The organism is Streptomyces sp. B21-105 (assembly GCF_036898465.1).
Lineage (GTDB): Bacteria > Actinomycetota > Actinomycetes > Streptomycetales > Streptomycetaceae > Streptomyces.
Genome location: NZ_JARUMJ010000001.1, coordinates 6,245,496 through 6,268,634 on the forward strand (window position 1 = coordinate 6,245,496; position 23,139 = coordinate 6,268,634).

Consider the following 23,139-nt stretch of genomic DNA (forward strand, 5'->3'; position numbering starts at 1 on the left):
CATCCCCTCACCCCTCACCCCCTCCCCTCCCATTCATGCCCGGCCGGAAAGGTGCTGCACGTGAGATCCATCTGGAACGGCGCCATCTCGTTCGGTCTCGTCAGCATCCCGATCAAGCTGGTGAACGCCACCGAGAGCCATTCGATCTCCTTCCGCCAGATCCACACGGAGGACGGCGGTCGCATTCGTTACCGCAAAGTCTGCGAGCTGGAGGAGCGTGAGGTGTCGTCGGCGGAGATCGGCAAGGGGTACGAGGACGCGGACGGCACGATCATCCCGATCACCGACGAGGACCTGTCCCACCTTCCGCTCCCGACCGCCAAGACCATCGAGATCGTGGCCTTCGTGCCGGCCGACCGGATCGACCCGCTCCAGATGGACGCCGCCTACTACCTCCAGGCGGGCGGCGCACCGGCAGCCAAGCCGTACACCCTGCTCCGGGAGGCCCTGAAGCGCAGCAACAAGGTCGCGATCGCGAAGTACGCCCTCCGTGGCCGTGAGCGCCTCGGCATGCTCCGCGTGGTCGGCGAGGCGATCGCCATGCACGGACTGCTCTGGCCGGACGAGGTCCGCGCGCCGGAGGGCGTCGCCCCGGATACCTCCGTCACGGTCCGCGACAACGAACTGGACCTCGCGGACGCCCTGATGGAAACCCTCGGCGAGGTCGACCTGGAGGACCTGCACGACGAGTACCGCGAGGCGGTGGAGGAGGTCGTCGCGGCGAAGGCGGCCGGCGAGGCGCCCCCCGAGGCCCCGTCCCCGCCGTCCAGCGGCAAGGTGCTGGATCTGATGGCGGCCCTGGAGAAGAGCGTCCGGGCGGCGAAGGAGTCGCGGGGCGAGGCCGCGGATTCCGCACGGGAGCCGGAGGAGGCCGAGAAGGCGGAGGTCAGGCGCCTGCCCCAGCGCAAGTCGGCCGGCGCCTCGCCCAAGCAGACGGGCGGCAAGAAGTCGACGTCGACGGCGAAGAAGTCCACGGCCGCGCCACGGAAGTCGACGGCGAAGTCCGGCCAGGCCGCGAAGAAGACGACGGCGACCGGGAGCACGGCCAAGAAGACGGCCGCGAAGAAGACGACGTCGACGGCCAGCAAGACACCCGCCAAGTCGACTGCCAGGACGACCGCGAAGACGACCGAGAAGACCGCGGCCAAGAAGACGGCGAAGAAGGCGACGCCCCGCAAACGCACGGCCTGACCGCCCGCCTACCCCACCTGCCTACCCCGCCTGGCCACCGACCTGCCCAGTCCCCTGCCCGCAGCGCCCCGCTGTCGGTCGGGTTCAGCGGGCCGGTGCTCGCCCGTCGCGCGCGTGGACGTCCGGCCGCGCGCCGTTGCGGTCGCCGCCCCGGCGGGGGAGGGCCAGCAGGGCCGTGCCCGCACCCAGTCCCACGGCCGCCGGGACGGGAATCGCGCCTCCGTGGGCGAATCCGTGTCCCGCGAAGTACGTCAGCGCGCAGACGCTCACCCCGAGCCCCGCCCACACCCGCCAGGCCGCCGCCCCGCGAATCCCGGCGCCGGGACGGACGGCCCTCTCCACCGAGGCCAGCCACCGCTCCAGCGGACGCAACGCCCGGACGACCCCGGCCAGGACGACCCCCAGCACCAGCAGCCACGGCGCACGCAGCGCCCACCAGCCCGCTGAGCCGTACCCGGGTTCGGGGGCGAGGCCGGTGAGGTAGAAGGCGGCGGCGACGATCAGCACGGGCAGCATGTGCCACAGGTAGAGCGTCATGCTGCCGGCCCCCAGCACCCGCACCGCCCGTTCCACCCGGTCCCGTTCCAGCGCTCTGCGGACGGCCGGCGCGATCCACAGCGCCACCCCCACCTGCGCCACCGCCCAGGCCAGCATGGCCGCCGACGGCGGATCGGTGTTGCTCAGCCCCTGCCCCGTCACCAGGATGAGACTGACCGGGAACGGCCCGGGCCCGACGAGGACGGCGAACACCGCCCCACCGGCCAGCGCCAGCGCGACCGGCACCGTCCGCCCGCCTTCGGTCAGCAGCCCGTCCCGCCAGCAGAAGCCGAGCTGGTAGACGACGCCCCACACGAGCAGGTAGTTCACCGCCCCGACGGCCTCGACGAGCCCGGTGCGAGGCGGTCCGACGGCCGCGACGAGCGCGCCCACGCCGAACCCGACGACGCCCATGACCACGGGCACCCGCGGACCCCACCGTTCGTGCAGGGCGTACAGCGTCGGCGTCAGGGCGCTGACCAGCATATACACCGGCAGGAACCAGAACTGCATGGCCATCGCCCAGCCCACCAGCGCGAGGGTGGCGGGATCCACGCCGAGCGCGCCGCACACGCCGAGGACGAGCAGGACGAGACCGCTGTACGCGGCCGTGGGCAGCAGCAGTCGCACCGCCCGCTGCCCTACCCATCCGGCGGCGCTTCCCCCGGCTTCCCGGCTCCGTGCCCAGGACCCGCCGGCCGCGTGCCCGCCGGCCAGGAAGAACAGCGGCATGATCTGGAAGCCCAGCGTCAGCCACTGCGTCCAGGGCAGCGTGAGCAGCATCTCCGGGGCGGTGAGCGTCCCGTCCGGATGCCGGACCAGCCCGGTGATCAGCCAGTGCCCCAGCACCACGAGCAGGATCGCCCAGGCCCGCAGGAAGTCGACGTACCGGTCTCGGCTCATGCCTCGCATGCTGCCGCCGTCTCCGACTCCTTTACAGGTCAACGGCGTTGTCGCAACCAAGCCGTGCCCTGACGGCACCCGCGTCGAGCGTGGCGACCGGTCGCCACGGGCGTCGCCGCACTCTTGACGCCCCGAATGTTACCGGTAACATCGACGGTCGTCGGAGCATCACACCCCACCCCACGACGCCGTGGGCCGTCCGTCCTGGAGTCCGCGTGACCGACCACCCCACGGCACGGCGCGCCCCGGCCACCGGGCCCCCGTCGCCCGGCCCGGCCGGCGCCGCCGCGGTCGAGGCCGGGCCGGCCGAACCCGCACACGCACCCGCAGTCGAAGCCGAAGCAGGCCCTGGTGGCCTGGAGGCCGGCCCTGGCGGTGTGGACGCCGGCCCCGTCTTCACGACGTCCGCCGTGGTCGCGTCCTGCTTCGGATTCGTGCTCATCGGCGTGCTCCAGGCCCTCTACGGACCGTCGATCCCCGCGCTCCGCGAGGAGTTCGGACTCTCCCCCTCCGCCGCGGGCCTCGGCCTGAGCGCCCACTTCGCGGGCGGGGTCGCCGGCGTCCTCCTCTTCGACCGCCGCTTCGGACGCACCGGCAACCGCCGGATCCTCGCCGTCGCGTACCTGCTGATGGCGGCCGGGGCCGCAGGGTTCGCCCTCGCCCCCGACTGGCCCGTCGCCCTCCTCGCCGCCCTCCTCGCCGGCATCGGCTTCGGCGGCATCGACTACGGCCTCAACCGGCTGTTCGCGAGGGGCTTCGGCCGCCGCTCGACGGCGATGCTCAACATCCTCAACGCCCACTTCGGCATCGGCGCGATCCTGGGCCCGGCCCTGCTCGGCGCCGTCGGCGCCGAGCACTATCCGGCCCTCTTCCTGGCCTTCGCCGTAGCCAACATCCCCCTGCTGTTCTGCCTGCGAGGCGTCAAGAACCACGCCCCGCAGCCCACGTCCGCCGATACCGGAGCCGCCGACGCGGGGGCCGGCGACACCGGGGCCGGCACGCCGGTCGGGGCCGCCCTGCGCTCCGTCCTCGCCGTGTTCGTCACCCTCTACGTCCTGCATGTGGGCATCGAGGCGGGCGTGGGCGGCTGGGAACCCACCCACCTGGAGTCCGTCGGCTACGGCGCGGGCGCGGCCGCCACCGCGACCAGCGTCTACTGGCTGATGATGACGGTCGGCCGCTTCCTGGCCGCCCCGATCGCCCTGCGCTTCTCCGCCCAGACGATCATCACCGTCTCCTGCGCCGGCATGACGGCCTGCCTCCTCCTGGCGGCGATCCCGGACTTCGCCCCCTACGCCTACGCCGGCGTCGGCCTCTTCATCGCCCCGATCTTCCCCACCGGCCTGCCCTGGCTCAGCCGGGCCGCCCCCAGCGCCCGCCGGGCCGGGGCGATAGTCATGGCCGCGTCCATGCTGGGCGGCGTGGCGGCGGGCCCGGCCCTCGGCAAGATCATCGAGTGGTCGGGCGTCCGGGACGTCCCCCTCATCCTCGCGGCCGTCTCAGCCGTCTGCCTGGCGGCCACCCTCTGGCTCACCCGGACGACACGCCGACCGTCCCCCTGAGGAAACCCGGAACGCACCCACCCCCTTTGCCCCACCCCCTTTGCCCCACCCCTCGCCCACCCCACCGAAGGGACCTCATGCCCGCCCTCGCCACCACCTCCGACGGCTTCCTCCTCCACGGCGCCCCCTTCCGCATCCTCTCCGGGGCGATGCACTACTTCCGCGTCCACCCCGACCAGTGGGCCGACCGGCTGCGCAAGGCCCGCCTGATGGGCCTGAACACCGTCGAGACGTACCTCCCCTGGAACCTCCACCAGCCCGAACCCGGCACCCTGGTCCTCGACGGCCTGCTCGACCTGCCCCGCTTCCTCCGCCTCGCCGCGGCCGAGGGCCTGCACGTCCTCCTCCGCCCCGGCCCCTTCATCTGCGCCGAGTGGGACGGCGGCGGCCTGCCCCACTGGCTCACCGCCGACCCCGACATCCGCCTGCGCACCAGCGACCCCCGCTTCACGGACGCCGTCGACCGCTACCTGGACCTCCTCCTCCCGCCGCTCCTGCCGTACATGGCGGCGTCCGGCGGCCCCGTCATCGCCGTGCAGGTGGAGAACGAGTACGGGGCGTACGGCGACGACGTCGCCTACCTCAAGCACATCGAGCACGCCCTGCGCTCCCGGGGCGTCGAGGAACTGCTCTTCACCTGCGACCAGACCGCAGGCGACCACCTCCGCAACGGGACGCTGCCCGGCGTCCTGGCCACCGGCACCTTCGGCAGCCGGGTGGAGGAGTCGCTGCGGCGGCTCCGCGAGGCACAGCCCGAAGGCCCCCTGATGTGCTCGGAGTTCTGGATCGGCTGGTTCGACCACTGGGGCGGCCCGCACCACGGGAGGGACGCCGAGGACGCCGCCGCCGACCTGGACCGGCTCCTCTCCGCGGGCGCCTCCGTCAACATCTACATGTTCCACGGCGGCACCAACTTCGGTTACACCAACGGCGCCAACCACCACCACGCCTACGTGCCCACCGTCACCTCCTACGACTACGACGCCCCGCTCACCGAGAGCGGCGACCCGGGCCCGAAGTACCACGCCTTCCGCGAGGTCATCGCCCGCCACGCCCCGGTCCCGGACGAGCCGGTCCCGGCGCCGTCGCCCAAACTCCCCCCGACCACGGTCGGGTTGACCCGCCGCACGCCCCTCATCCCGCCGGCCGGCCGCCCGGTCCGCGCCACGGACCCGCTCTCCGCAGACGACATGGGACGGCGCGCCGGCTACACCCTGTACCGGACGACCGTCCCCACCCCTGGGCACGGCCTGCTGCACTTCGAGGGGGGAGTGGGGGACCGGGCGCAGGTCTTCCTGGACGGCGCCCCGGCCGGCGTCCTGGAGCGCGAGCGCTACGAGGAGACCCTGCCGGTCCACGTCCCGCGCGCGGACGCCGTCCTCGACGTGCTCGTGGAGAACATGGGCCGGGTCAACTACGGGCCCCGCATCGGCGTCCCGAAGGGCCTGCTGGGCCCGGTCACCTTCATGGGACGTCCCCTGCAGGACTGGGACTGCCACGCCCTCCCGCTCGACGACGCCCCCTCCACGGCCACCCTCACCGCCGCCCACCCCACGACCGGGCCCGCCGCCCCCGAGACCACTGCCCCCGGCACCGGGACCCTCACCCCCCGCATCCCCGTCCCCGAGGCCTTCGCCTCCGCCGGGCCCGCCTTCCACCACGGCACCTTCGACGTGGCGACCCCGGCCGACGCCTTCCTCTCCCTCCCCGGCTGGACGAAGGGCCAGGCCTGGATCAACGGCTTCCACCTCGGCCGCTACTGGAACCGCGGCCCCCAGCGCACCCTGTACGTCCCCGCTCCGGTCCTGCGCAGGGGCGTCAACGAGCTCGTCCTCCTCGAACTGCACGGCGCCACGACGTCCGCCGCCCACCTGACCGAAGTCCCCGACCTGGGCCCGACAGGCCCCTGACCCACCCCCCACTCCGCGCCCCACCCCCACCCCCACTCCACCTCGCCCCCACCTCAGGCCACCCCACCCCACCCTCACCTCCGCCCACTCACCTGTCCCCCCGCCGCCCGGCCTATCCTGTGGATCCGCCGGGCGGTCCAGCACGACTGCCTGCCCGGACGCGCCCGCCCCGCAAGCGGAGCCCGCACCCGCCCCGCGCGGGCTCCTCCGCCCAGACCGGCCAGCCCAGCCCAGTCCGCCCAGACCGGCCAGCCCAGCCCAGTCCGCCCAGACCGGCCAGCCCAGCCCAGTCCCGCCCAGTCCACAGGAAGAAGCCCCCACCATGACCGGTAGCGCTGCCGACGGCCCGGCTCCCAGGGGACGCAGCAGACGCAACTTCGCCGGAGCCCGCCCGGTGATGGACGACGTCGCGAAACTGGCGGGCGTCTCCAAGCAGACGGTCTCCCGGGTGCTCAACGACCACCCGGCCGTCCGCGACGAGACGAGGGAGGCGGTCCGGACGGCGATGCGCACCCTCGGCTACCGCCCCAGCAGCAGCGCCCGCTCGCTGGCCAGCGGCCGTACCCGGATGCTCGGCGTGATCTCGTTCGACGCGGCCCGCTACGGCCCCGCCTCGACCCTGACCGCGATCAACACGGCGGCGCAGGAGGCGGGCTACCTGGTGAGCTCGATCGCGCTGGACACCGCGGACCGGGACACGGTGGTGCGGGCCGCCGACCGGCTGTCGGCGGAGGGCGCGGACGGCGTGATCGCGATCGCCCCCCAGGTCCGGCTGGCACGCGCCCTCGCGGAAGCCCACCTGGACACCCCCCTGGTCGTCATGGACAACGACCTCGGCGACGGCACCCCCACGGTCACCTCCGACGCGCTCACCGGCGCCCGCAAGGCGACGCGGCACCTGCTCTCCCTCGGCCACCCCACGGTCCGCCACCTCGCCGGCCCGACGGGCTGGACGTCGGCGGACCGCCGGGCGGACAGCTGGCGCGCCACACTCGAGGCGGCGGGCGCCGAGGTCCACGCCCCCCTCATCGGCGACTGGAGCGCGGACTCCGGCTACGACCGTGGCCGTGAACTGGCGCAGGACCCGGGCCTGACCGCGGTCTTCGTCTCGAACGACCAGATGGCCCTCGGTGTCCTGCGCGCGCTCCACGAGGCGGGCCGTCGCGTCCCCGAGGACGTCAGCGTGGTCGGCTACGACGACATCCCGGAAGCCGCCCACTTCCTTCCCCCGCTGACCACGATCCGCACCGACTTCACCGACATCGGCACCATCGCCCTGCGCGTCCTCCTGGCCCGGATCGACGCCCCGCCCCGTCCCTCAGCGGCACCGGAGCCCTCCCTCACCGTCGTCCCGGTCGACCTGCGGGTCCGGCACAGCACGACCGTCCCGCCCCGCCGCGGCGCCACGCACGCCGCCGTCTGACCGGCCGGACCGCCCGTCACCTCACGCGGGTTCGTCGATCCGGTCCTTCGCCCACCACAGGAACGCGGCGGCGTGCTGCTGGTTGGCGAACCCGTCGCCGGCGAGGGTGTGCAGAAGGTCGTTGCTCCAGAAGATGAGCCGGCCGAGGGTCCAGTTCACCGACTCCGGTGCGGGCAGCTCCAGTCCGTAGACGATCCGCGCGATCTCCCGCTTGCCGCCCGCCTCCGTCGTGTACTTGAGGATCGACAGAAAGCGTTCCGGCTCCATCACGCAGAGCACCCTGGTGAGGAGGGCCTCCTTGAAGCCCGTCATGGCGAACGGCTTCGCCCCGCTCAGCAGGTGGTCCAGCCGGTCCTCGCGCGGTACGTCGTCCGGTCCGTGAAGGAGGTACTCGACCGTCTGCCGGGTCGACTCGGCGGCCGCGTCGTCGCCGAGGGCGTTCCACGCGCTGTTGAACGTGGCCTGGTTGCCGGGGTGCGCTCCGACGTCGGAGTTCGCGAAGTCCTTGAGGGATCGCGGATCGCACGCGTACAGCCCTTCACGGGAGAAGATCCTCCGGTACTTCTCCCAGTAGGCCGCCACCTCGGGATCGAAGTCCGGCCGGGTGGCGAGGTAGCGGGCCTTGAGCCGGTCGACGCGTTCCAGCACTCCGGGCTCCACGTCCTCGGCTTTCGGGAAACGCGCCTTGAGGTCGGCGAAGGAGCGGGGCGGCTGCTTCCTCGGCTCGGCGAGTGCGCCGTGCTCCCACTCGAAACCGCATCGATGCCTGACGAGCCGACGCCCGCCCTCGAGCCCGCGAACCAGCTCGATGTCCTCATCGTCGCTGCACAACGGGCACATCGCCAACGCCATGGCCACCCTCCCGCACGGTGCCGCATCGCACCGCGAACCAGAACACGCGGCAACCGCAAGCCGCCCTGCGAAAGCCTGAGACGCACCCACCGCCCCCACGGTTCTCCACCCCACCGCCCGCCCCACCGTCCGTGCCACGCGAACGCCGGTAAAGCCCCACCGCGCCCACCGCGCCGTGTAGCGTGACGATCTTCGGCCGGCGCAAGCCGCCCGGAGTCCTCGAAGGCCGGGCACCTCATGCACCGCACGCATCTCGCCGCACGCCGCCGCCTCGGCGTCGCCCTGGACGACCTCTCCGACGTCTTCCGCGGCATGACCGCACATCCGGACGAGCACAACTGCCCATGCCACTGGGGCAGCGCGGAGGAGGACTCCCTCCTCAAGACCCCGGACGTGGAACTGGAGCCGGACCTCCTGCGGCGGACCTGGCAGGCCGTCGACTGGGACGATCACGCGGCCGTGCTGCGTCGGATCCTGCCGCAGTTCGCCACGGCGCTCGTCGCCGGCCACGTGCGACAGCGGTACGAGGTGGAAGAGGCCGGCTACTCCTTCGCCCGCGGCCGTTGGCAGCAGTGGCCCGACGAACAGGCCGACGCCGTACGCGAGTTCCTGCACGCCTGGTGGGTGCGTAGCCTCACCGACCCGGACGCGCCCGTCCCGGCGCACGAGGTCTTCGTCCTGTGCGCCGAGGCGTCCGGAACGCTGGGCCCATGGCTCGCCGACTGGGAAGCGCACACCGGGAGCCTCAGCGACCGACGTCTCGCCGAGGCGGTCGCGGAGTGGGAGTACGAGCTCCTGGGAGACAGCCTGCCGTGGTACGTCCACTGGCACGAGCACGACGAGGAGGAACTGCGCGCCGAACTGGTCGGCTGGCTGCTCGGCCACGCCGCGACCCGACTCCGCACGTCGGACGCACCGCCGGACCTGCGGCACCGGATACGTCTGCTCGCCCTCACCGACGAGGCCCGCTGGACGGACCCCCACTGGCCCAACCACCGCTACTGACACCCGGCCGCGCGCTCGGCAGCGGCCTCAGTCGTCGCGCCCGAGGCCGCGGTCGGGCGCGCTCATGTCCCCCGTCCGGGGCGTGCCCTCGGCCAGTCCGTAGCGCAGGTACACGGTGCCCGTCGGACTGGCCGCCGGCGGTTCGAGGAGCGTGACGTTGGTGGGCACCGCGCCACCGTCGAACACCTTCTTCCCGACGCCGAGCACGATCGGATGCACCCAGAGGTCGATACGGTCGAAGAGCTTCTCGCGCAGAAGCGTCTGCACCAGGTCGAGGCTGCCGACGACCTTCACGTGCTCGTGCCGGTCGCGGATCTCGCGCACCGCGCCGACCAGGTCCGGGCCGAGGTGCGTCGACCCCGCCCACGAGAGGTCGGGCGTGCCGCGGGAGGCGACGTACTTCGGGACGCTGTTGAAGAGCGTGGCGATCTCGTTGTCCACGCCGCCCTTCTGGTGCGGCCAGTACGCGGCGAAGATGTCGTACGTCCGCCGGCCGAGCAGAAGGGCGTCCGTGCCCTCGTAGGCGGCGCCGATCTGCGCTCCGGCGACCTCGTCCAGCAGTGGCGCCTGCCAGCCGCCGAGCGGAAACCCCTCCGGGTCCTCGTCCGGGCCGCCGGGTGACTGCGCGACGAGGTCCAGCGATGCGAACAGCTCGATGTCGATGAGGCCCATGCCCTGCTCCCGATGAGTCACGAGTTCCGTCTGTCTCGGTCGGCAGGTAGACCTGTGGACCCGGGCGAACTCATCGCCGCGACGGCACCGACCTCCGAGGCCGTCGTCCGCCCGCCCGGCAACCGGGACACCGCACCGGCACTCCCTCTCACCTCACGATAGGACACGGGCCGCGTCCCGACCCGGCGAAACCCAGCCGCCGGCGTCACCGCAGGTCACCCCGTCCGGCCACGCTGCGGCTAGTGTCGTCGTCAGGTGATCGGTCACGACTGGGGTGGGCGCGGATGACGACCTGGCAGGAGTTGCAGGACGAGGTGGCGGACCGCCTGGCGGACGCGTCCCCGGACGAGCGCGTGGTGTTCGCCGTCGGGGTGGCCGAGCGGCTGATGCGGGCCCAGGAGGCGCTGCCGGCCCATGAGCAGGCGGAGTACGCCCTCAGCCTGCGGCCGATGCTCAACGCCCTGTGGGAAGGCGCGTTGGGCAATGCGTCGGCGTTCGGAGAGATCAAGCACGGGCTGGGCGAGCACCTGCTGAGCGAGTACTGCCACAACGACGGGCGGACCGGCCCCGGTGACGCCGACGAGCCGGCCGCGGCCGCCGTACTCCACACCGCCGTGGCCTACCTGTTCGGCACCGGCGATCCGATCCCGGTCGTCAGCAGCCGCGCCGTCGAAGCCGCGGACGAGCACCCGCACACGGCCGACGGCACCGCAGCCGACCGGAACGAGAAAACCCTCACCGCCGAATTGCAGCGCCAGCTGAGTGACTTGACCCTGATCCGTCAGCACAGCGCGTCCTTGCGCCACGCGAGGCTGGGCCTCGACATCGACACCTCCGCCCGACTGCACCACGCTCTCCGCACCCCCCTGTCGACCACCGAACCCGATGCGTAGACCCGTAGACCGCACCTGCCGACGAGGTGAGTACACGAACTCATGTGGCGGCCGTGGCCCGCTCACAGACTTGGCGCATGAGACGAACCTCCGCATCCACCGGCACGGTCGCCCGCTCCCCGCGCCGCACGCGACGAGCGCTCGCGTCGGCAACCCTCGCGTCGGCAGCGCTCGCCGCGCTGGCCCTCACCGCCTGCGGCACCGAGAAGAGGGGCGCCGACGGACCGGGGAGCGGCCACGCCGACACCGCCGGGTCCTCACCCGCCCGGCCGGGCGTGGCCTTCGCGGAGATGACCAGGGTCTGAAATGCTCTGTTTAGTCGTCTTGTGGCGAACTTCAGTCTGATGCTCGCCAGTTCCGCCGTATGGGGAGGCGTTTCGGGGCGCGTGGGCACGTCCTACGGCTTCTCGGCCTGATGGCCGGGGGCGTGTGCCCATACCGAGTTTCCGGCTTCCGGGGGCGATGACTCGAGGCTGACCCGGCTGTATGCAGGTGTGGGCATCGTGATTGATCAGGCGGGCGGTGTGCCCTCAGATCTTGATGACGGTGACGCGCCCGCGGCAGAGCGTGGCGAGGTCCTCGGGGTCGGAGGTGAGAACGGTGACGGGGCCGGGGGCGGCCAGCGCCGTGGCGCTGAGCATGGCGTCGACGGCGTACTTGTGACCGTGCAGGCCGGCGTTGGCGAGGAGGGCAGCGGCGTGACGGGCGATGGACTCGGTGACCGGTTCGATGACGAGGCGGGACAGGGTCCATTCCAGAGCTGGGCGATTGATCCGTGGGTGGATCACTTCCACGAGGGTGGCTGCGGAAGTGATCACCCGTAGGTCGTCGGCGCGGGCGAGGGCGAGCCAGCCGGTGACCGTGCGGTCGCGCAGGACTGCCTTGGCCAGCCCTTCGCTGTCGAGGACCAGGGTGCCGCCGGGGTTGGCGGGGGAGGGGGTCACGCGGCGTTCACTCCGCCTTGGGTCTGCTGCTCTCGGGCTTGGTGGAGTTGGTCGCGCAGAGCCTGAATCTCTTCGTCGGAAATGGGGCCGTGTTCGGCCTCCGCCACCGTGATGAGTTCGTTGAGGTTGTCCCGCTCGATCTGGCGGGCGACGGCTGCGGCGACGTAAGCGGACAGCCCGGAGGGGCCACTGCGGGCCTTGGCTGCTTCGGCGATATCGCGCGGCATGGTGATCGAGTACTTGCCGGTAAGCTCGCTCATGCTACCTATCCTACCTTTCATCCTCCCTTGGCCGGATGGGGTCGGCAGAGAGAGTCGCCGCGGTGCTGGTCCGACGCGAGTTCGCATCTGGGTTTGGGCGTACGGCGGGACTCCAGGGCGTTGTTGCTGCCGGGCTTGATATGGGCATTCCGGGATGTTCACGCGTCAGAGAGGCGGTGGACGTCATGAGGGACCCGACATCTCAGGCGCGCGGCTGCCCCGGCCGGAGACGTCGAGGAAGGGCCGTGGCCGGCCGGCGCACGGCGGGTGCGACGGATGTCAGGGCCCTGGCCGATGCCTGGGCACGGTGCTCCTCCGTGCCGTTCGACAAGGCGTTGCGGATGAGTCCCCTGAAGGGATCGGTCGTGGCTCGTCACAGGGTCGCGCGGCTGGAGCCGGCTGGTATGCCTTTGCTCTGGAGTACATGGAGACGAGGTGGCCGCTGATCGCGGCGAAGACCCGGGACGAGACCGTTCACGGACTGAGGAAGATCCGCACCGACCAGGCATGGTTCTGGACGGAGCGGTGGCAGGCCGGTGAGCGCGAGGCCGGCGAGGACATCGCGGCTGGGCCCACGACCCGCCACGAGGACTGACGGCGAGCAACCCATCATGGAGATGACTTGGGCACCCGACTGGCGCGCCACCTGGCAGTACGGAGATGAACTCCGTGAAGGTGAGCCACACGTCATCTGGCGCCGGGCCGGTGGGCACGAGGCCTTCGATCCCGGTCCCGCCTGAGGCACCGAGGGCGGCCTTCCTTCCGTGCCCAGCCGAAGGAGCTGAAGACTGGTCTGCCGCCTGCAGGCGTACAGGCGGAAGACTTTGATTGCCATGTCGTCGCGGTCGTCGGCGAAGGTGTCCGGGATCCCGGCGAGTAGTTCGAAGTCTTGCTTGCCGGTCGCCGAGTCGGCCACGGCGCTGAGGGGCAGGGGTGCGAACTCTGATGCGGGCAGGGAAGTATCCACCGCGACGGCGTGGCTAAGGCCGCGAAGACCTCAATGAGTCGTTCTCCCACCGCCACGTCGATGCCCCAGGAGTGCAGCCGTTCTCGGCGGCGGCTCACGCTGCGCGCGCTGATCACGAACTGGCGCGCGGAGCACGTACCGGAACGACGCGGCTACCTCCTCAGCCGCGTCAAGGACGACTGGAGCAACGTCGCACGGGCCGTGGCCGTACCCCTGGACGACGTCATAGCGCGACTCCGGGAAGGCTGACGGTCCTCGCCTCACCGAGGGTGGCGGCGGTGAGCAGGGGGAGGGCCGAAGTCTCACCTGCTCACCGCCTTCGGTGATCGCGGTGGCGCGACGGCTCCTCAGACGAGCCGCTTACGACCCCAGAAGAAGAGGAACGCCACGACGCCGGCCGTCAGGGCGAACAGAATCGACGCCCCGAACCACTGCATACTGCTCATTTGGGATATGGGGATGTAGTCGATCGACGCGCCGACGATGTCCGCTTTCTTCATGCACGACGTAGTCGCCTCCTCCGTCGGCATTTCCGTACACGTGGTCAAGTCGAACAGTTTCCCGCTGCCGCTGACATACGAGGTGTCGAGCCAGTGCGCGGTGCTGGGCACCGAGGGGAAGGTGATCGGAGTGCCGGGACTGACCGGCTTGCTGGTGGCTGTGACGATGTCGCCGAGCGACAGCTTGAAGTAGCCCCAGACGGCCTGGAGGGCGACGGTGAATCCGAGGGTCACGACCATGGCCGCCAGCGTGCGGCGCAGGATCACACCGATCAGCACCCCGCCGAACACGGAGAGGAGGGAGAGGGCGACGGGCGCGGGGCCCGTGGTGTTGAAGAACTCCCGGGAGGTCCAGTCGATGTCCAGGTAATGGAGCTTGATGGGGTTCCACCACCAGGCGAACACAGCCGACAGCGTGACCGTGGTCACCGTCACCGCCAGCCCGGTCAGCGCCAGCTTCGTGGCGAGCCAGCGGTTGCGGCTCACGGACTGGGCGGCGATCAGCTTGGCCGTGCCGTTCTCCAGGTCGCCTGCGAGCAGCGGGGCGCCGAGGAGGACACCGAGTATGACGGGTATCGCCGTGAGACCCGTGGTGACGGAAGTGAACGCGCCGATGTAGGGCTCGAACTCCTTCTCCGCGTCGTCGAGGTTCTTGGCGGGAAAGCCGTAGGCGTTGAGGAAGTCCATCATCTGGGCGCGCTGGTAGATCATCCAGGCCGCGCAGAGCGCGGTGGCGGCGATCATGGTCCAGAACGCGGCCCGGTGCTGGCGCCAGACCAGCCAGGTCATGCCGCTCAGGCGGGGGCGCCGGGTGGCCTCCGTGGTGCTCGCGTTCCCGGCCCCGTGCCTGGGTCCGTTCTTCGTCGCGTTCATCGTCCGGTTCGCCGTCCCGTTCCTGCCGTCGGTCGAGGGGTTGGTGAAGGTGCTCATGCCGCCACCGTCCCGGTGCCGAACGCCTGGCTCTGGACCTGGGCAGTGGGAGTGATCAGCGGTGGCGCGTCGGGTGAGCGGAGATAGGCGAGCAGGAGTTCCTCCATGCTCGGGGCGGCCACCTCCCAGGGGCCGGTGACCGGGCCCTCCGGGCGGATGAGCGCGGTGAACTGCCGTCCGCTGGTCCGGACCTCGACGAGGGTGTGGTACCCGAGGGAGTCGGGCAGGCCCTCGCCCTCCCTGGCCCCGGTGACCACGGTGTGCATGGTCATCAGCTCGTCCATGTCACCGGCGACGCGCACTCCGCCGCCGGAGACGACGACGAGGAAGTCGCACACGTTCTCCAGCTCGGCGAGTACGTGGGTCGACATCACCACGGTGGTGCCGCGCTCGCCGGCCTCGGCGAGGAGGGTGCCCATGAGTTCGTGGCGCACGACCGGATCGAGGTCCGACATCGGCTCGTCGAGCAGCAGCAGGTCAGGGCGCTTGCCGAAGGCCAGGGCGACGGCGACGCGGGTGCGCTGGCCGCCGGAGAGGGTGCTGATCTTCGCGTCGAAGGGCACGTTGCCCGCACGGACGATGTCCTCGGCGGCGCGCTGGTCCCAGCCGGGGTTCAGCTCCCGCCCCAGCCGCAGGGTCTCCGCCACGGTGAAGCGACGGAACAACGGCTTCTCCTGCGCGAGGAAGGCCGTACGCCGGCCGGACTCCACCGAGCCCGGCGTCTCGCCGAACAGACTGAGCGAGCCCTGCGTCGGCTTCAGGACATGGGCCGCGATGTTCAGCAACGTGGTCTTGCCCGCCCCATTGGGGCCGACCAGCCCGCAGATCCTGCCCGCCGGAAGCCGGAAGGTGCAGTCCCGCAGCGCCCAGCCCCGCCGGTAGTGCATCCCCAGTCCGTGTGCCTCAAGCGCCGGCTCCCCCGCGTACATGACGTCACTCACCTGTGCTCCTCGTTGTCCTGCCCCCCGCGACCGCCGTGGTCCCGGGGGCGTACTGCTTCTCCAGCGCCGACGCGACCAGCGCGGCCACGTCCTCCTGCTCCAGACCGGCCCCGGCCGCCTTCGCCATCCACGCCACCAACTCCCCGTACAGCGGCGAGTCGGTGCCCGTCTCGGGGCGGCCCAGCGTGCGGCGTACGAAGGTGCCCTGGCCCGGTCGCGGTTCGACCAGGCCCTCGCGCTCCAGCTCGCGGTACGCCTTGAGGGTGGTGTTCGGGTTGACCGCGCTCGTCTCGGAGACCTCCTTGGCGGTGGGCAGCCGGTCGCCCGGCACCAGTACGCCCAGCCGCAGGGCCTGCTTGGTCTGCTGCACGATCTGCTGGAAGGCGGGGACCCCGCTCCGCCTGTCGATGCGGTACTCCACGGCCACCATCCCTTCCATCATCATTCCACTATGTGATTAGTGGAATGATGATGGAAGGGAGTGGTGGCCGTTGTCAACGGGGTTCGGGAACGGTCCGGAGACAGACCAGGGGAGAGCAAGGGGGGAAGGACGAGGCGAGGACGAGGCGAGTGGCGCGTCAGCCCGCAGATGGCCGGGGTGAGGATCGACCCAGGCGCGGCTTCGGATTCCCAAGGTTCCGGCCCGTTCTACGCCGGCATCGCCTGGTTCCTGCCCTTCGCAGGGGCGTACTGCAAGGCCGAGGACCGGCTGCGCTGACCCCCAGCAGTTCGCCGGCGGCACCTTTTTGAGGACGACTTCTTCGCCCGGTCGACCGCCGGCCGGCGGAGCATGGCGACGACGCCCCGCTCTCGTACGGCAGGACCGCGCGTTGGCCGCTGCCTACGCCGGCCGCACGCGGCCGGTGGAGGCCGGCCGCGAGCCGCTGGGCAAGGAGTTTGTCTGCGGGCCACGATGGCTGAGCACCAGATGTTCCAGACGTCGGACCTGTTGCCGCTCCTGGCAACCGACCGTGTCCAAGGTGGAGAACGGGCGCATGGTTCCCAGCCTCGACGTGCTGGGTCGGTTGTCGCTGGCTCTCGATCTCGACGAGTCGACCTCCCACGCTGTCCTCCTCGCTCGCCGCGTGGACAGGATCGGCCAGAACAAGGGGCGCCAGCAAGCGAAATGATCGCCTGACGGCTGGTGGGATCATGGGGTCGGAGTCGTCCTGGGTATCCCCGTTGCCAGGGCCCACCCCACGCCAATGATCACAGGTAAGCCGACCACAAGATCAGTTACAGCGCAGCCTCAGTCTCGTAGCGGTGGGTCTGCGTCGTGCACTCTTGAACGTCAAGACGCCCGCGTGCGCAACGAGGGCCCGACCTGCGGATTCCTACCCTGCGGCCAGTCCACGCATAGTCCACAGCACCCGACAGACGGCCGCTCCGAGCGGCACACCGCTGCACATACGCCAAGACCCCGTCCTCAGCGAAAGCGCTGGCGGCGGGGTCTTTGGGCACCTCGTGCAAGGTGCCCCCGGCAGGATTCGAACCTGCGCACACGGCTCCGGAGGCCGTTGCTCTATCCCCTGAGCTACGGGGGCGTGTCGGTCGTGAGGTGTTGCTCGCGGCGACGGGTAGAACACTACCAGCTCCCTCGGGGTGTTCATGAACGGGTTTCTGCGGGCCGGAGCGTCGTCCGCGGGGGATGGAAGTGGGGAAAACCCGGACGCGGTGGCCGGTCCCGACCTACTCTCGAGGTGTGCCAGGCGCGTCGGGCCGGGTGCTTGTTGTCGATGACAACAAGGTCATCCGGCAGCTGATCAGGGTCAATCTCGAGCTGGAGGGCATCGAGGTCGTGACCGCGTCCGATGGTGTCGAGTGTCTGGAAGTCGTCCATCAGGTGCGACCCGATCTCGTGACCCTCGATGTCGCCATGCCCCGGCTCGACGGGTTGCGGACGGCCGCTCGACTGCGTAACGATCCACGGACCCGCGATCTTCCGCTCGCCATCATCAGCGCCTGTACGCAGTTCGAGGTGGAGGCCGGTCTCGAGGTCGGCGTCGACGCGTTCCTCGCCAAGCCCTTCGATCCCGTCGAACTCGTCGCGATCATTCGGACCTTGATGGATCGGGAGAGCGGTGCGGGGGAGGGCGTGGGGGCCGGGACGGGCGGCGGGTCCGGCGCGGGACCCATGACCGACTAGAGGCTGTGCCGTTGTGCTGAGCGGGTCGGGTCGGGGCTGCCCTTTGTAGGGGCTTCGGGCGGGATGGCGTGCGATGTGCTTGGTGTGAGGGGCGCGTTCTCTCGCCCCTTTTCTCCGGGGCGGCGTCCACATCGCGGACCTCTCGCAAACCTGCTCGCCTACCCACCCCCCTCCTCCCCTACGCTTGTCCCGTGACCCCCGTCGAGCTCTCCCGTACCGTGCTGTGCGCGGTGCGTCGTGCCGTTCAGGCCGGGGAGCTCAGCGTGCCCGTGCCTGTGCGTGCCGTGGTCACGCCGCCGGGGCCCGGTGGGCGTGGGGACTACGCCACCAGCATCGCCCTGCAGCTCGCCCGGCCGGCCGGGCAGCCCCCGCTCCGTGTCGCCGAGGTGCTCCGGTCCTATCTGGCCGAGTCCGAAGGGGTCGCCCGCGTCGAGATCACCGGGCCGGGGTTTCTCAACCTCAGCCTCGACGGTTCCGCCGCCGGGGTCCTCGTCCGGCGGGTCCTCGGTGAGGGACCGCGTTACGGGCACGGTGACCGGCTCGCCGGGCAGGTCTTCTCGGTGCGGGTGCCGTACGAGGTGCGGGCCGAGGTCATCGCCGACGCGCTCGCGCGGATCGTCGCGGCGCAGGGCGGACGCGTCGACATCAGTCACGACGGGCCCGTCACCCTGCGGCCCGTGCCCGCCCTCGAGGACCCCGCGCCGCTCGGCCTCGACGCCGCCCGCTGGGCCCTGCTCCATCCGGCCCCGCACGACCGGCCCCGGATCACCGCCGATCATCTGGTCCAGCGGGAGAGCAATCCTCTCTTCCGGGTCCGTTACGCCCACGCCCGCACCCGGGCCGTGCGTCGCAACGCCGCCGATCTCGGGTTCGGACCGTGGTCCGACGCCGGCCCGCACGGACCCGGCCCGCACGAAGCCGATTTCCGACTTCGGGTGCCGTCCGAAGCCCAAGCCGAAGCCCACGCCCACGGCCTGCTTCCCCTTCTCGCGGACTACCCCCGCATCCTCGCGACGACCGTGACCGACGCCCCGCAGCCGGTCACCCCCGGTCTCGACGCCGGCGCTCCCTCCCGTCTCGCCCGGCACCTTCTGGCGCTGGCCGACGCGACCCTCGTCCTGCTTCCCGCCGTCCTTCCCCGTGGTGAGGAGAAACCCTCGGCCGCCCACCGTGCCCGGCTCGCGCTTGCCGAAGCCGCCGGGGCGGTGCTGGCCGGCGGCCTGTCCCTGCTCGGTATCGACGCACCCGATCACCTCTGAAAGAGCACGCCCAGATGAGCCGTTCCGCCCACCCCGCCGGGCCCCGTCACGCCGACGTCCTGCCCGAGGGCCACTACTCTGCGCCGCCCGCCGATCTGAACACCCTCGACGTCAAGGTCTGGGCGCAGACCGTCACGCGCAACGCCGACGGTGTGCTGACCGTCGGCGGCGTCGACGTCGTCACCCTCGCCGAGCAGCACGGCACCCCGGCCTACATCCTCGACGAGGCGGACTTCCGCGGCCGGGCGCGCGCCTGGCGCACCGCCTTCGGGGACGACGCCGACGTCTTCTACGCCGGCAAGGCGTTCCTGTCCCGGGCCGTCGTGCGGTGGCTGCACGAGGAGGGGCTCAACCTCGACGTCTGCTCCGGCGGCGAACTCGCCACCGCGCTGTCCGCCGGCATGCCGGCCGACCGCATCGCCTTCCACGGCAACAACAAGTCGACGGACGAGATCCACCGGGCCGTCGAGGCCGGGGTCGGGCGCATCGTTCTCGACTCCTTCCAGGAGATCGTGCGGGTCGCGCACATCGCGCAGTCCCTCGGCAAGCGCCAGCGGGTGCAGATCCGCATCACCGTCGGCGTCGAGGCCCACACGCACGAGTTCATCGCCACCGCCCACGAGGACCAGAAGTTCGGGATCCCGCTCGCCGGCGGGCAGGCGGCCGAGGCGGTGCGGCGCGCCCTTCAGCTCGACGGGCTCGAGCTGATCGGGATCCACTCGCACATCGGGTCGCAGATCTTCGACATGTCGGGGTTCGAGGTCGCCGCCCACCGGGTGGTCGGGCTGCTCAAGGTGATCAGGGACGAGCACGGCGTCGAACTGCCCGAGATCGACCTCGGCGGCGGTCTCGGCATCGCGTACACCAGCGACGACGACCCCCGCGAGCCGCACGAGATCGCCAAGGCGCTGACCGAGATCGTCACCCGGGAGTGCGAGGCCGCACGGCTGCGCACCCCGCGCATCTCCGTCGAGCCGGGCCGCGCGATCGTCGGACCGACCGCGTTCACCCTCTACGAGGTCGGTACCGTCAAGCCGCTCGACGGGCTGCGGACGTACGTCTCCGTCGACGGCGGCATGTCCGACAACATCCGCACCGCGCTGTACGACGCCGAGTACAGCGTGGCGCTCGTCTCGCGTGCCAGCGACGCCGAGCCGATGCTGGCGCGGGTGGTCGGCAAGCACTGCGAGAGCGGGGACATCGTGGTGAAGGACGCGTTCCTGCCGTCGGACCTGGCACCCGGTGACCTCATCGCCGTCCCCGCGACGGGGGCGTACTGCCGTTCCATGGCCAGCAACTACAACCACGTGCTGCGGCCGCCGGTGGTCGTCGTGCACGAGGGGGAGTCGCGGGTCGTCGTGCGCAGGGAGACCGAGGAGGACCTGTTGCGGCTCGACGTGGGCTGAGCGGTGCGGCCGGCCGGGAAATCGGCCGCGCGAAGGAGAATGGGGCGGCGGAGTGGAAGAGGCGGAAGATCTCCTGTCTGCCGCCTCTGCGAAAATGAAATACATGTCTCACGATCCGGACCGGGGACAGAAACCCCGGTCCGGTGAGTGAGACTGAACCAACCGGAAACTGCCGTAGACGGTATTCAGGAAACGAGGTCGGATGATGCGTACGCGTCCGCTGAAGGTGGCGCTGCTGGGCTGTGGAGTGGTCGGCTCAGAGGTGGCGCGCATCATGACGACGCACGCCGACGACCTCGCCGCGCGGATCGGGGCTCCCGTGGAGCTCGCCGGTGTCGCCGTGCGCCGGCCGTCCCGGGTCCGTGAAGGCATCGACCCCGCCCTCGTCACCACCGACGCCACAGCCCTCGTCAAACGCGGGGACATCGACGTCGTCGTCGAGGTCATCGGCGGCATCGAGCCCGCCCGTACGCTCATCACCACCGCCTTCGAGCACGGCGCCTCCGTCGTCTCCGCCAACAAGGCGCTGCTCGCGCAGGACGGCGCCGCGCTGCACGCCGCCGCCGACGAACACGGCAAGGACCTCTACTACGAGGCCGCCGTCGCCGGCGCCATCCCGCTGATCCGGCCGCTGCGCGAATCCCTCGCCGGCGACAAGGTGAACCGGGTGCTCGGCATCGTCAACGGCACCACCAACTTCATCCTCGACAAGATGGACTCCTCCGGCGCCGGCTACCAGGAGGCCCTCGACGAGGCCACCGCCCTGGGGTACGCCGAGGCCGACCCGACCGCCGACGTCGAGGCCTTCGACGCGGCCGCCAAGGCCGCCATCCTCGCCGGGATCGCCTTCCACACGCGCGTGCGCCTCGACGACGTCTACCGCGAGGGCATGACCGAGGTGACGTCGGCCGACTTCGCCTCCGCCCGGCAGATGGGTTGCACCATCAAGCTGCTCGCCATCTGCGAGCGGGCGGCCGACGGGGGGTCCGTGACCGCGCGGGTGCACCCCGCCATGATTCCGCTGAGCCACCCGCTCGCCTCGGTGCGCGGCGCCTACAACGCCGTGTTCGTCGAGTCGGACGCGGCCGGCCAGCTCATGTTCTACGGCCCCGGCGCCGGCGGTGCACCCACCGCCTCCGCCGTGCTCGGCGACCTCGTCGCCGTCTGCCGCAACCGGCTCAGCGGGGCGACGGGGCCCGGCGAGTCGGCGTACGCAGCCCTGCCGGTGTCGCCCATGGGCGATGTCGTCACGCGCTACCACATCAGCCTGGACGTCGCCGACAAGCCGGGCGTTCTCGCCCAGGTGGCGACCGTGTTCGCCGAGCACGGGGTGTCCATCGATACGGTGCGCCAGCAGGGCAAGGACGGCGAGGCCTCTCTCGTCGTCGTCACCCATCGCGCGTCCGACGCCTCCCTGACGGGGACCGTCGAGGCGTTGCGCAAGCTCGACACCGTGCGGGGTGTCGCCAGCATCATGCGGGTTGAAGGAGAGTAACCAATGACCCACCAGTGGCGCGGAATCATCGAGGAGTACCGGGACCGGCTGCCGGTATCCGACAGCACGCCGGTCGTGACGCTCCGTGAGGGCGGCACGCCGCTCGTGCCCGCGCAGGTGCTCTCCGAGCGCACGGGCTGCGAGGTCCACCTGAAGGTGGAGGGCGCCAACCCGACGGGGTCCTTCAAGGACCGCGGCATGACGATGGCGATCACGCGGGCCAAGGAGGAGGGCGCGCAGGCAGTCATCTGTGCCTCGACGGGCAACACCTCTGCCTCCGCGGCCGCCTACGCCGTCCGTGCGGGCATGGTCTCGGCCGTGCTCGTGCCGCGCGGCAAGATCGCGCTCGGCAAGATGGGCCAGGCCCTCGTCCACGGCGCGAAGATCCTCCAGGTCGACGGCAACTTCGACGACTGCCTCACCCTCGCCCGTGCGCTGAGCGACAACTACCCGGTGGCGCTGGTCAATTCGGTGAACCCGGTGCGCATCGAGGGGCAGAAGACGGCCGCCTTCGAGATCGTCGACATGCTCGGCGACGCCCCCGACATCCACGTCCTGCCGGTCGGCAACGCGGGCAACATCACCGCGTACTGGAAGGGGTACCAGGAGTACGCCGCCGACAAGATCGCCGCGAAGACCCCCCGGATGTGGGGGTTCCAGGCGTCCGGCAGCGCTCCGATCGTGCGCGGCGAGATCGTCAAGGACCCGTCGACGATCGCGACCGCCATCCGCATCGGCAACCCCGCCTCCTGGAAGTTCGCGCTGGCGGCGCAGGAGGAGTCCGGCGGCCGAATCGACGAGGTGACGGACCGTGAGATCCTGCGCGCCTACCGGCTGTTGGCGGCTCAGGAGGGCGTATTCGTGGAGCCCGCGTCCGCCGCTTCGGTGGCCGGTCTGCTGAAGGCGGCCGAGCAGGGGCTGGTCGACCCGGGCCAGCGCATCGTCTGCACCGTCACCGGCAACGGCCTCAAGGATCCCGACTGGGCCGTCGCCGGCGCCCCGCAGCCCGTCACCGTCCCGGTCGACGCGGTCACGGCGGCCGAGCGCCTCGGCCTCGCGTAGCGGACCTCGGTCCGACGAGACCCCTACGTGCACCCCCGACGGGGACTTCCCCATCAGGGGTGCACAGGGGGCTTACGACACGCATCGTGCGCCTCCTGTGCGCCCTATGTCGCCGCAGAACCATCCTTCGATAGGCTGTACTGAACCCGCCCGCCGCATATGCCGCGGTGCCGCGCGTCGCCGTAGCGGCGCAGGGTCCTCATGTACGTAGCGCATCAGCCTCACGGATCAACCTCACTCAGCAATCCCACGCAGCAATCTCATTCGACAGCCCCGCAGCT

General features: G+C 71.2%; 23 protein-coding genes and 1 tRNA gene. 15 read left to right on the top strand and 9 right to left on the bottom strand.

Annotated elements, in window-relative coordinates; genetic code table 11:
• Positions 1-60: 60 nt before the first annotated feature.
• Positions 61-1,191, top strand: coding sequence for a non-homologous end joining protein Ku (gene ku, locus QA802_RS28335; RefSeq protein ID WP_443042189.1), 1,131 nt, complete (start codon positions 61-63; stop codon positions 1,189-1,191).
• 84 nt (positions 1,192-1,275) lie between these two features.
• Here ku and QA802_RS28340 read toward each other — a convergent pair whose 3' ends face one another.
• Positions 1,276-2,631 carry an acyltransferase family protein gene (locus tag QA802_RS28340; protein ID WP_334528295.1) on the bottom strand — a complete coding sequence of 452 codons (1,356 nt, stop codon included), beginning with the start codon at positions 2,629-2,631 and terminating at the stop codon, positions 1,276-1,278.
• Between the two features lie 356 nt (positions 2,632-2,987).
• Between QA802_RS28340 and QA802_RS28345 the strand changes: the two genes are divergently transcribed.
• The 3 genes from QA802_RS28345 to QA802_RS28355 all read left to right on the top strand — a co-directional run bounded on the left by QA802_RS28345 (position 2,988) and on the right by QA802_RS28355 (position 7,526).
• On the top strand, positions 2,988-4,193 hold the full coding sequence (locus tag QA802_RS28345) for an MFS transporter (protein WP_334534946.1): 1,206 nt from the start codon (positions 2,988-2,990) through the stop codon (positions 4,191-4,193).
• 77 nt (positions 4,194-4,270) lie between these two features.
• Entirely contained in the window at positions 4,271-6,103 is a 1,833-nt protein-coding gene (locus QA802_RS28350) for a glycoside hydrolase family 35 protein (protein WP_334528298.1), read from the top strand.
• 322 nt (positions 6,104-6,425) lie between these two features.
• Entirely contained in the window at positions 6,426-7,526 is a 1,101-nt protein-coding gene (locus QA802_RS28355) for a LacI family DNA-binding transcriptional regulator (RefSeq protein ID WP_334528301.1), read from the top strand.
• 21 nt (positions 7,527-7,547) lie between these two features.
• On the opposite strand, the gene QA802_RS28360 is transcribed toward QA802_RS28355, so the two are convergent.
• Positions 7,548-8,378: a hypothetical protein gene (locus QA802_RS28360; RefSeq protein ID WP_334528304.1), complete on the bottom strand. Its 831-nt coding sequence runs from the start codon at positions 8,376-8,378 to the stop codon at positions 7,548-7,550.
• A gap of 237 nt (positions 8,379-8,615) precedes the next feature.
• Between QA802_RS28360 and QA802_RS28365 the strand changes: the two genes are divergently transcribed.
• Positions 8,616-9,383 carry a hypothetical protein gene (locus QA802_RS28365; protein ID WP_334528307.1) on the top strand — a complete coding sequence of 256 codons (768 nt, stop codon included), beginning with the start codon at positions 8,616-8,618 and terminating at the stop codon, positions 9,381-9,383.
• 27 nt (positions 9,384-9,410) lie between these two features.
• On the opposite strand, the gene QA802_RS28370 is transcribed toward QA802_RS28365, so the two are convergent.
• Complete coding sequence (locus tag QA802_RS28370) at positions 9,411-10,055, bottom strand: dihydrofolate reductase family protein (RefSeq protein ID WP_334534948.1); 645 nt, start codon at positions 10,053-10,055, stop codon at positions 9,411-9,413.
• 284 nt (positions 10,056-10,339) lie between these two features.
• Here QA802_RS28370 and QA802_RS28375 point away from each other — a divergent pair, with 284 nt between their 5' ends.
• Both QA802_RS28375 and QA802_RS28380 read left to right on the top strand, forming a co-directional pair.
• Positions 10,340-10,948, top strand: a complete 609-nt coding sequence (locus tag QA802_RS28375; RefSeq protein WP_334528310.1) for a hypothetical protein — start codon at positions 10,340-10,342, stop codon at positions 10,946-10,948.
• A gap of 77 nt (positions 10,949-11,025) precedes the next feature.
• Positions 11,026-11,253, top strand: a complete 228-nt coding sequence (locus QA802_RS28380) for a hypothetical protein (protein ID WP_334528313.1) — start codon at positions 11,026-11,028, stop codon at positions 11,251-11,253.
• 225 nt (positions 11,254-11,478) lie between these two features.
• Here the strand turns inward: QA802_RS28380 and QA802_RS28385 are convergent, their stop codons facing one another.
• Together QA802_RS28385 and QA802_RS28390 are read right to left on the bottom strand one after the other, a co-directional pair.
• A complete protein-coding gene (locus QA802_RS28385) occupies positions 11,479-11,892 on the bottom strand; it encodes a PIN domain-containing protein (protein WP_334528316.1) in 414 nt (137 codons plus the stop codon).
• Complete coding sequence (locus QA802_RS28390) at positions 11,889-12,152, bottom strand: CopG family transcriptional regulator (RefSeq protein WP_334528318.1); 264 nt, start codon at positions 12,150-12,152, stop codon at positions 11,889-11,891. Before QA802_RS28390 ends, QA802_RS28385 begins: the two co-directional genes overlap by 4 nt.
• A gap of 424 nt (positions 12,153-12,576) precedes the next feature.
• On the opposite strand from QA802_RS28390, the gene QA802_RS28395 reads away from it, so the two are divergent.
• Together QA802_RS28395 and QA802_RS28400 are read left to right on the top strand one after the other, a co-directional pair.
• Positions 12,577-12,747: a hypothetical protein gene (locus QA802_RS28395; protein ID WP_334528321.1), complete on the top strand. Its 171-nt coding sequence runs from the start codon at positions 12,577-12,579 to the stop codon at positions 12,745-12,747.
• 405 nt (positions 12,748-13,152) lie between these two features.
• Entirely contained in the window at positions 13,153-13,368 is a 216-nt protein-coding gene (locus tag QA802_RS28400; RefSeq protein ID WP_334528324.1) for a hypothetical protein, read from the top strand.
• A 98-nt stretch (positions 13,369-13,466) separates the two neighbouring features.
• On the opposite strand, the gene QA802_RS28405 is transcribed toward QA802_RS28400, so the two are convergent.
• From QA802_RS28405 to QA802_RS28415, 3 genes are read right to left on the bottom strand one after another with little or no spacing between them, the layout of a single operon-like run.
• Positions 13,467-14,549, bottom strand: coding sequence for an ABC-2 membrane transporter-related protein (locus tag QA802_RS28405; protein WP_334528326.1), 1,083 nt, complete (start codon positions 14,547-14,549; stop codon positions 13,467-13,469).
• A complete protein-coding gene (locus QA802_RS28410; protein ID WP_334534950.1) occupies positions 14,546-15,478 on the bottom strand; it encodes an ABC transporter ATP-binding protein in 933 nt (310 codons plus the stop codon). The genes QA802_RS28405 and QA802_RS28410 overlap by 4 nt, the downstream gene beginning before the upstream one ends.
• A gap of 4 nt (positions 15,479-15,482) precedes the next feature.
• Positions 15,483-15,920 (bottom strand): GntR family transcriptional regulator, encoded by a 438-nt coding sequence (locus QA802_RS28415; protein WP_334528329.1) that lies wholly within the window; start codon positions 15,918-15,920, stop codon positions 15,483-15,485.
• A 400-nt stretch (positions 15,921-16,320) separates the two neighbouring features.
• Here QA802_RS28415 and QA802_RS28420 point away from each other — a divergent pair, with 400 nt between their 5' ends.
• On the top strand, positions 16,321-16,620 hold the full coding sequence (locus QA802_RS28420) for a helix-turn-helix transcriptional regulator (protein ID WP_334528332.1): 300 nt from the start codon (positions 16,321-16,323) through the stop codon (positions 16,618-16,620).
• A gap of 342 nt (positions 16,621-16,962) precedes the next feature.
• Here QA802_RS28420 and QA802_RS28425 read toward each other — a convergent pair.
• A tRNA-Arg gene (locus QA802_RS28425) sits at positions 16,963-17,034 on the bottom strand.
• 104 nt (positions 17,035-17,138) lie between these two features.
• Here QA802_RS28425 and QA802_RS28430 point away from each other — a divergent pair.
• The 5 genes from QA802_RS28430 (at position 17,139) to thrC (ending at position 22,858) form a co-directional block, all read left to right on the top strand.
• Positions 17,139-17,636, top strand: a complete 498-nt coding sequence (locus QA802_RS28430; protein WP_334528335.1) for a response regulator — start codon at positions 17,139-17,141, stop codon at positions 17,634-17,636.
• A gap of 191 nt (positions 17,637-17,827) precedes the next feature.
• On the top strand, positions 17,828-18,895 hold the full coding sequence (nrtL, locus tag QA802_RS28435) for an ArgS-related anticodon-binding protein NrtL (RefSeq protein WP_334528338.1): 1,068 nt from the start codon (positions 17,828-17,830) through the stop codon (positions 18,893-18,895).
• A 14-nt stretch (positions 18,896-18,909) separates the two neighbouring features.
• The gene (lysA, locus tag QA802_RS28440) at positions 18,910-20,301 is read left to right on the top strand and encodes a diaminopimelate decarboxylase (protein WP_334528341.1); all 1,392 of its coding nucleotides are present in this window, start codon (positions 18,910-18,912) and stop codon (positions 20,299-20,301) included.
• Between the two features lie 202 nt (positions 20,302-20,503).
• Entirely contained in the window at positions 20,504-21,796 is a 1,293-nt protein-coding gene (locus QA802_RS28445; RefSeq protein WP_319171251.1) for a homoserine dehydrogenase, read from the top strand.
• A 3-nt stretch (positions 21,797-21,799) separates the two neighbouring features.
• Positions 21,800-22,858 carry a threonine synthase gene (thrC, locus tag QA802_RS28450; RefSeq protein WP_107441899.1) on the top strand — a complete coding sequence of 353 codons (1,059 nt, stop codon included), beginning with the start codon at positions 21,800-21,802 and terminating at the stop codon, positions 22,856-22,858.
• The last annotated feature ends 281 nt before the right edge of the window (positions 22,859-23,139 follow it).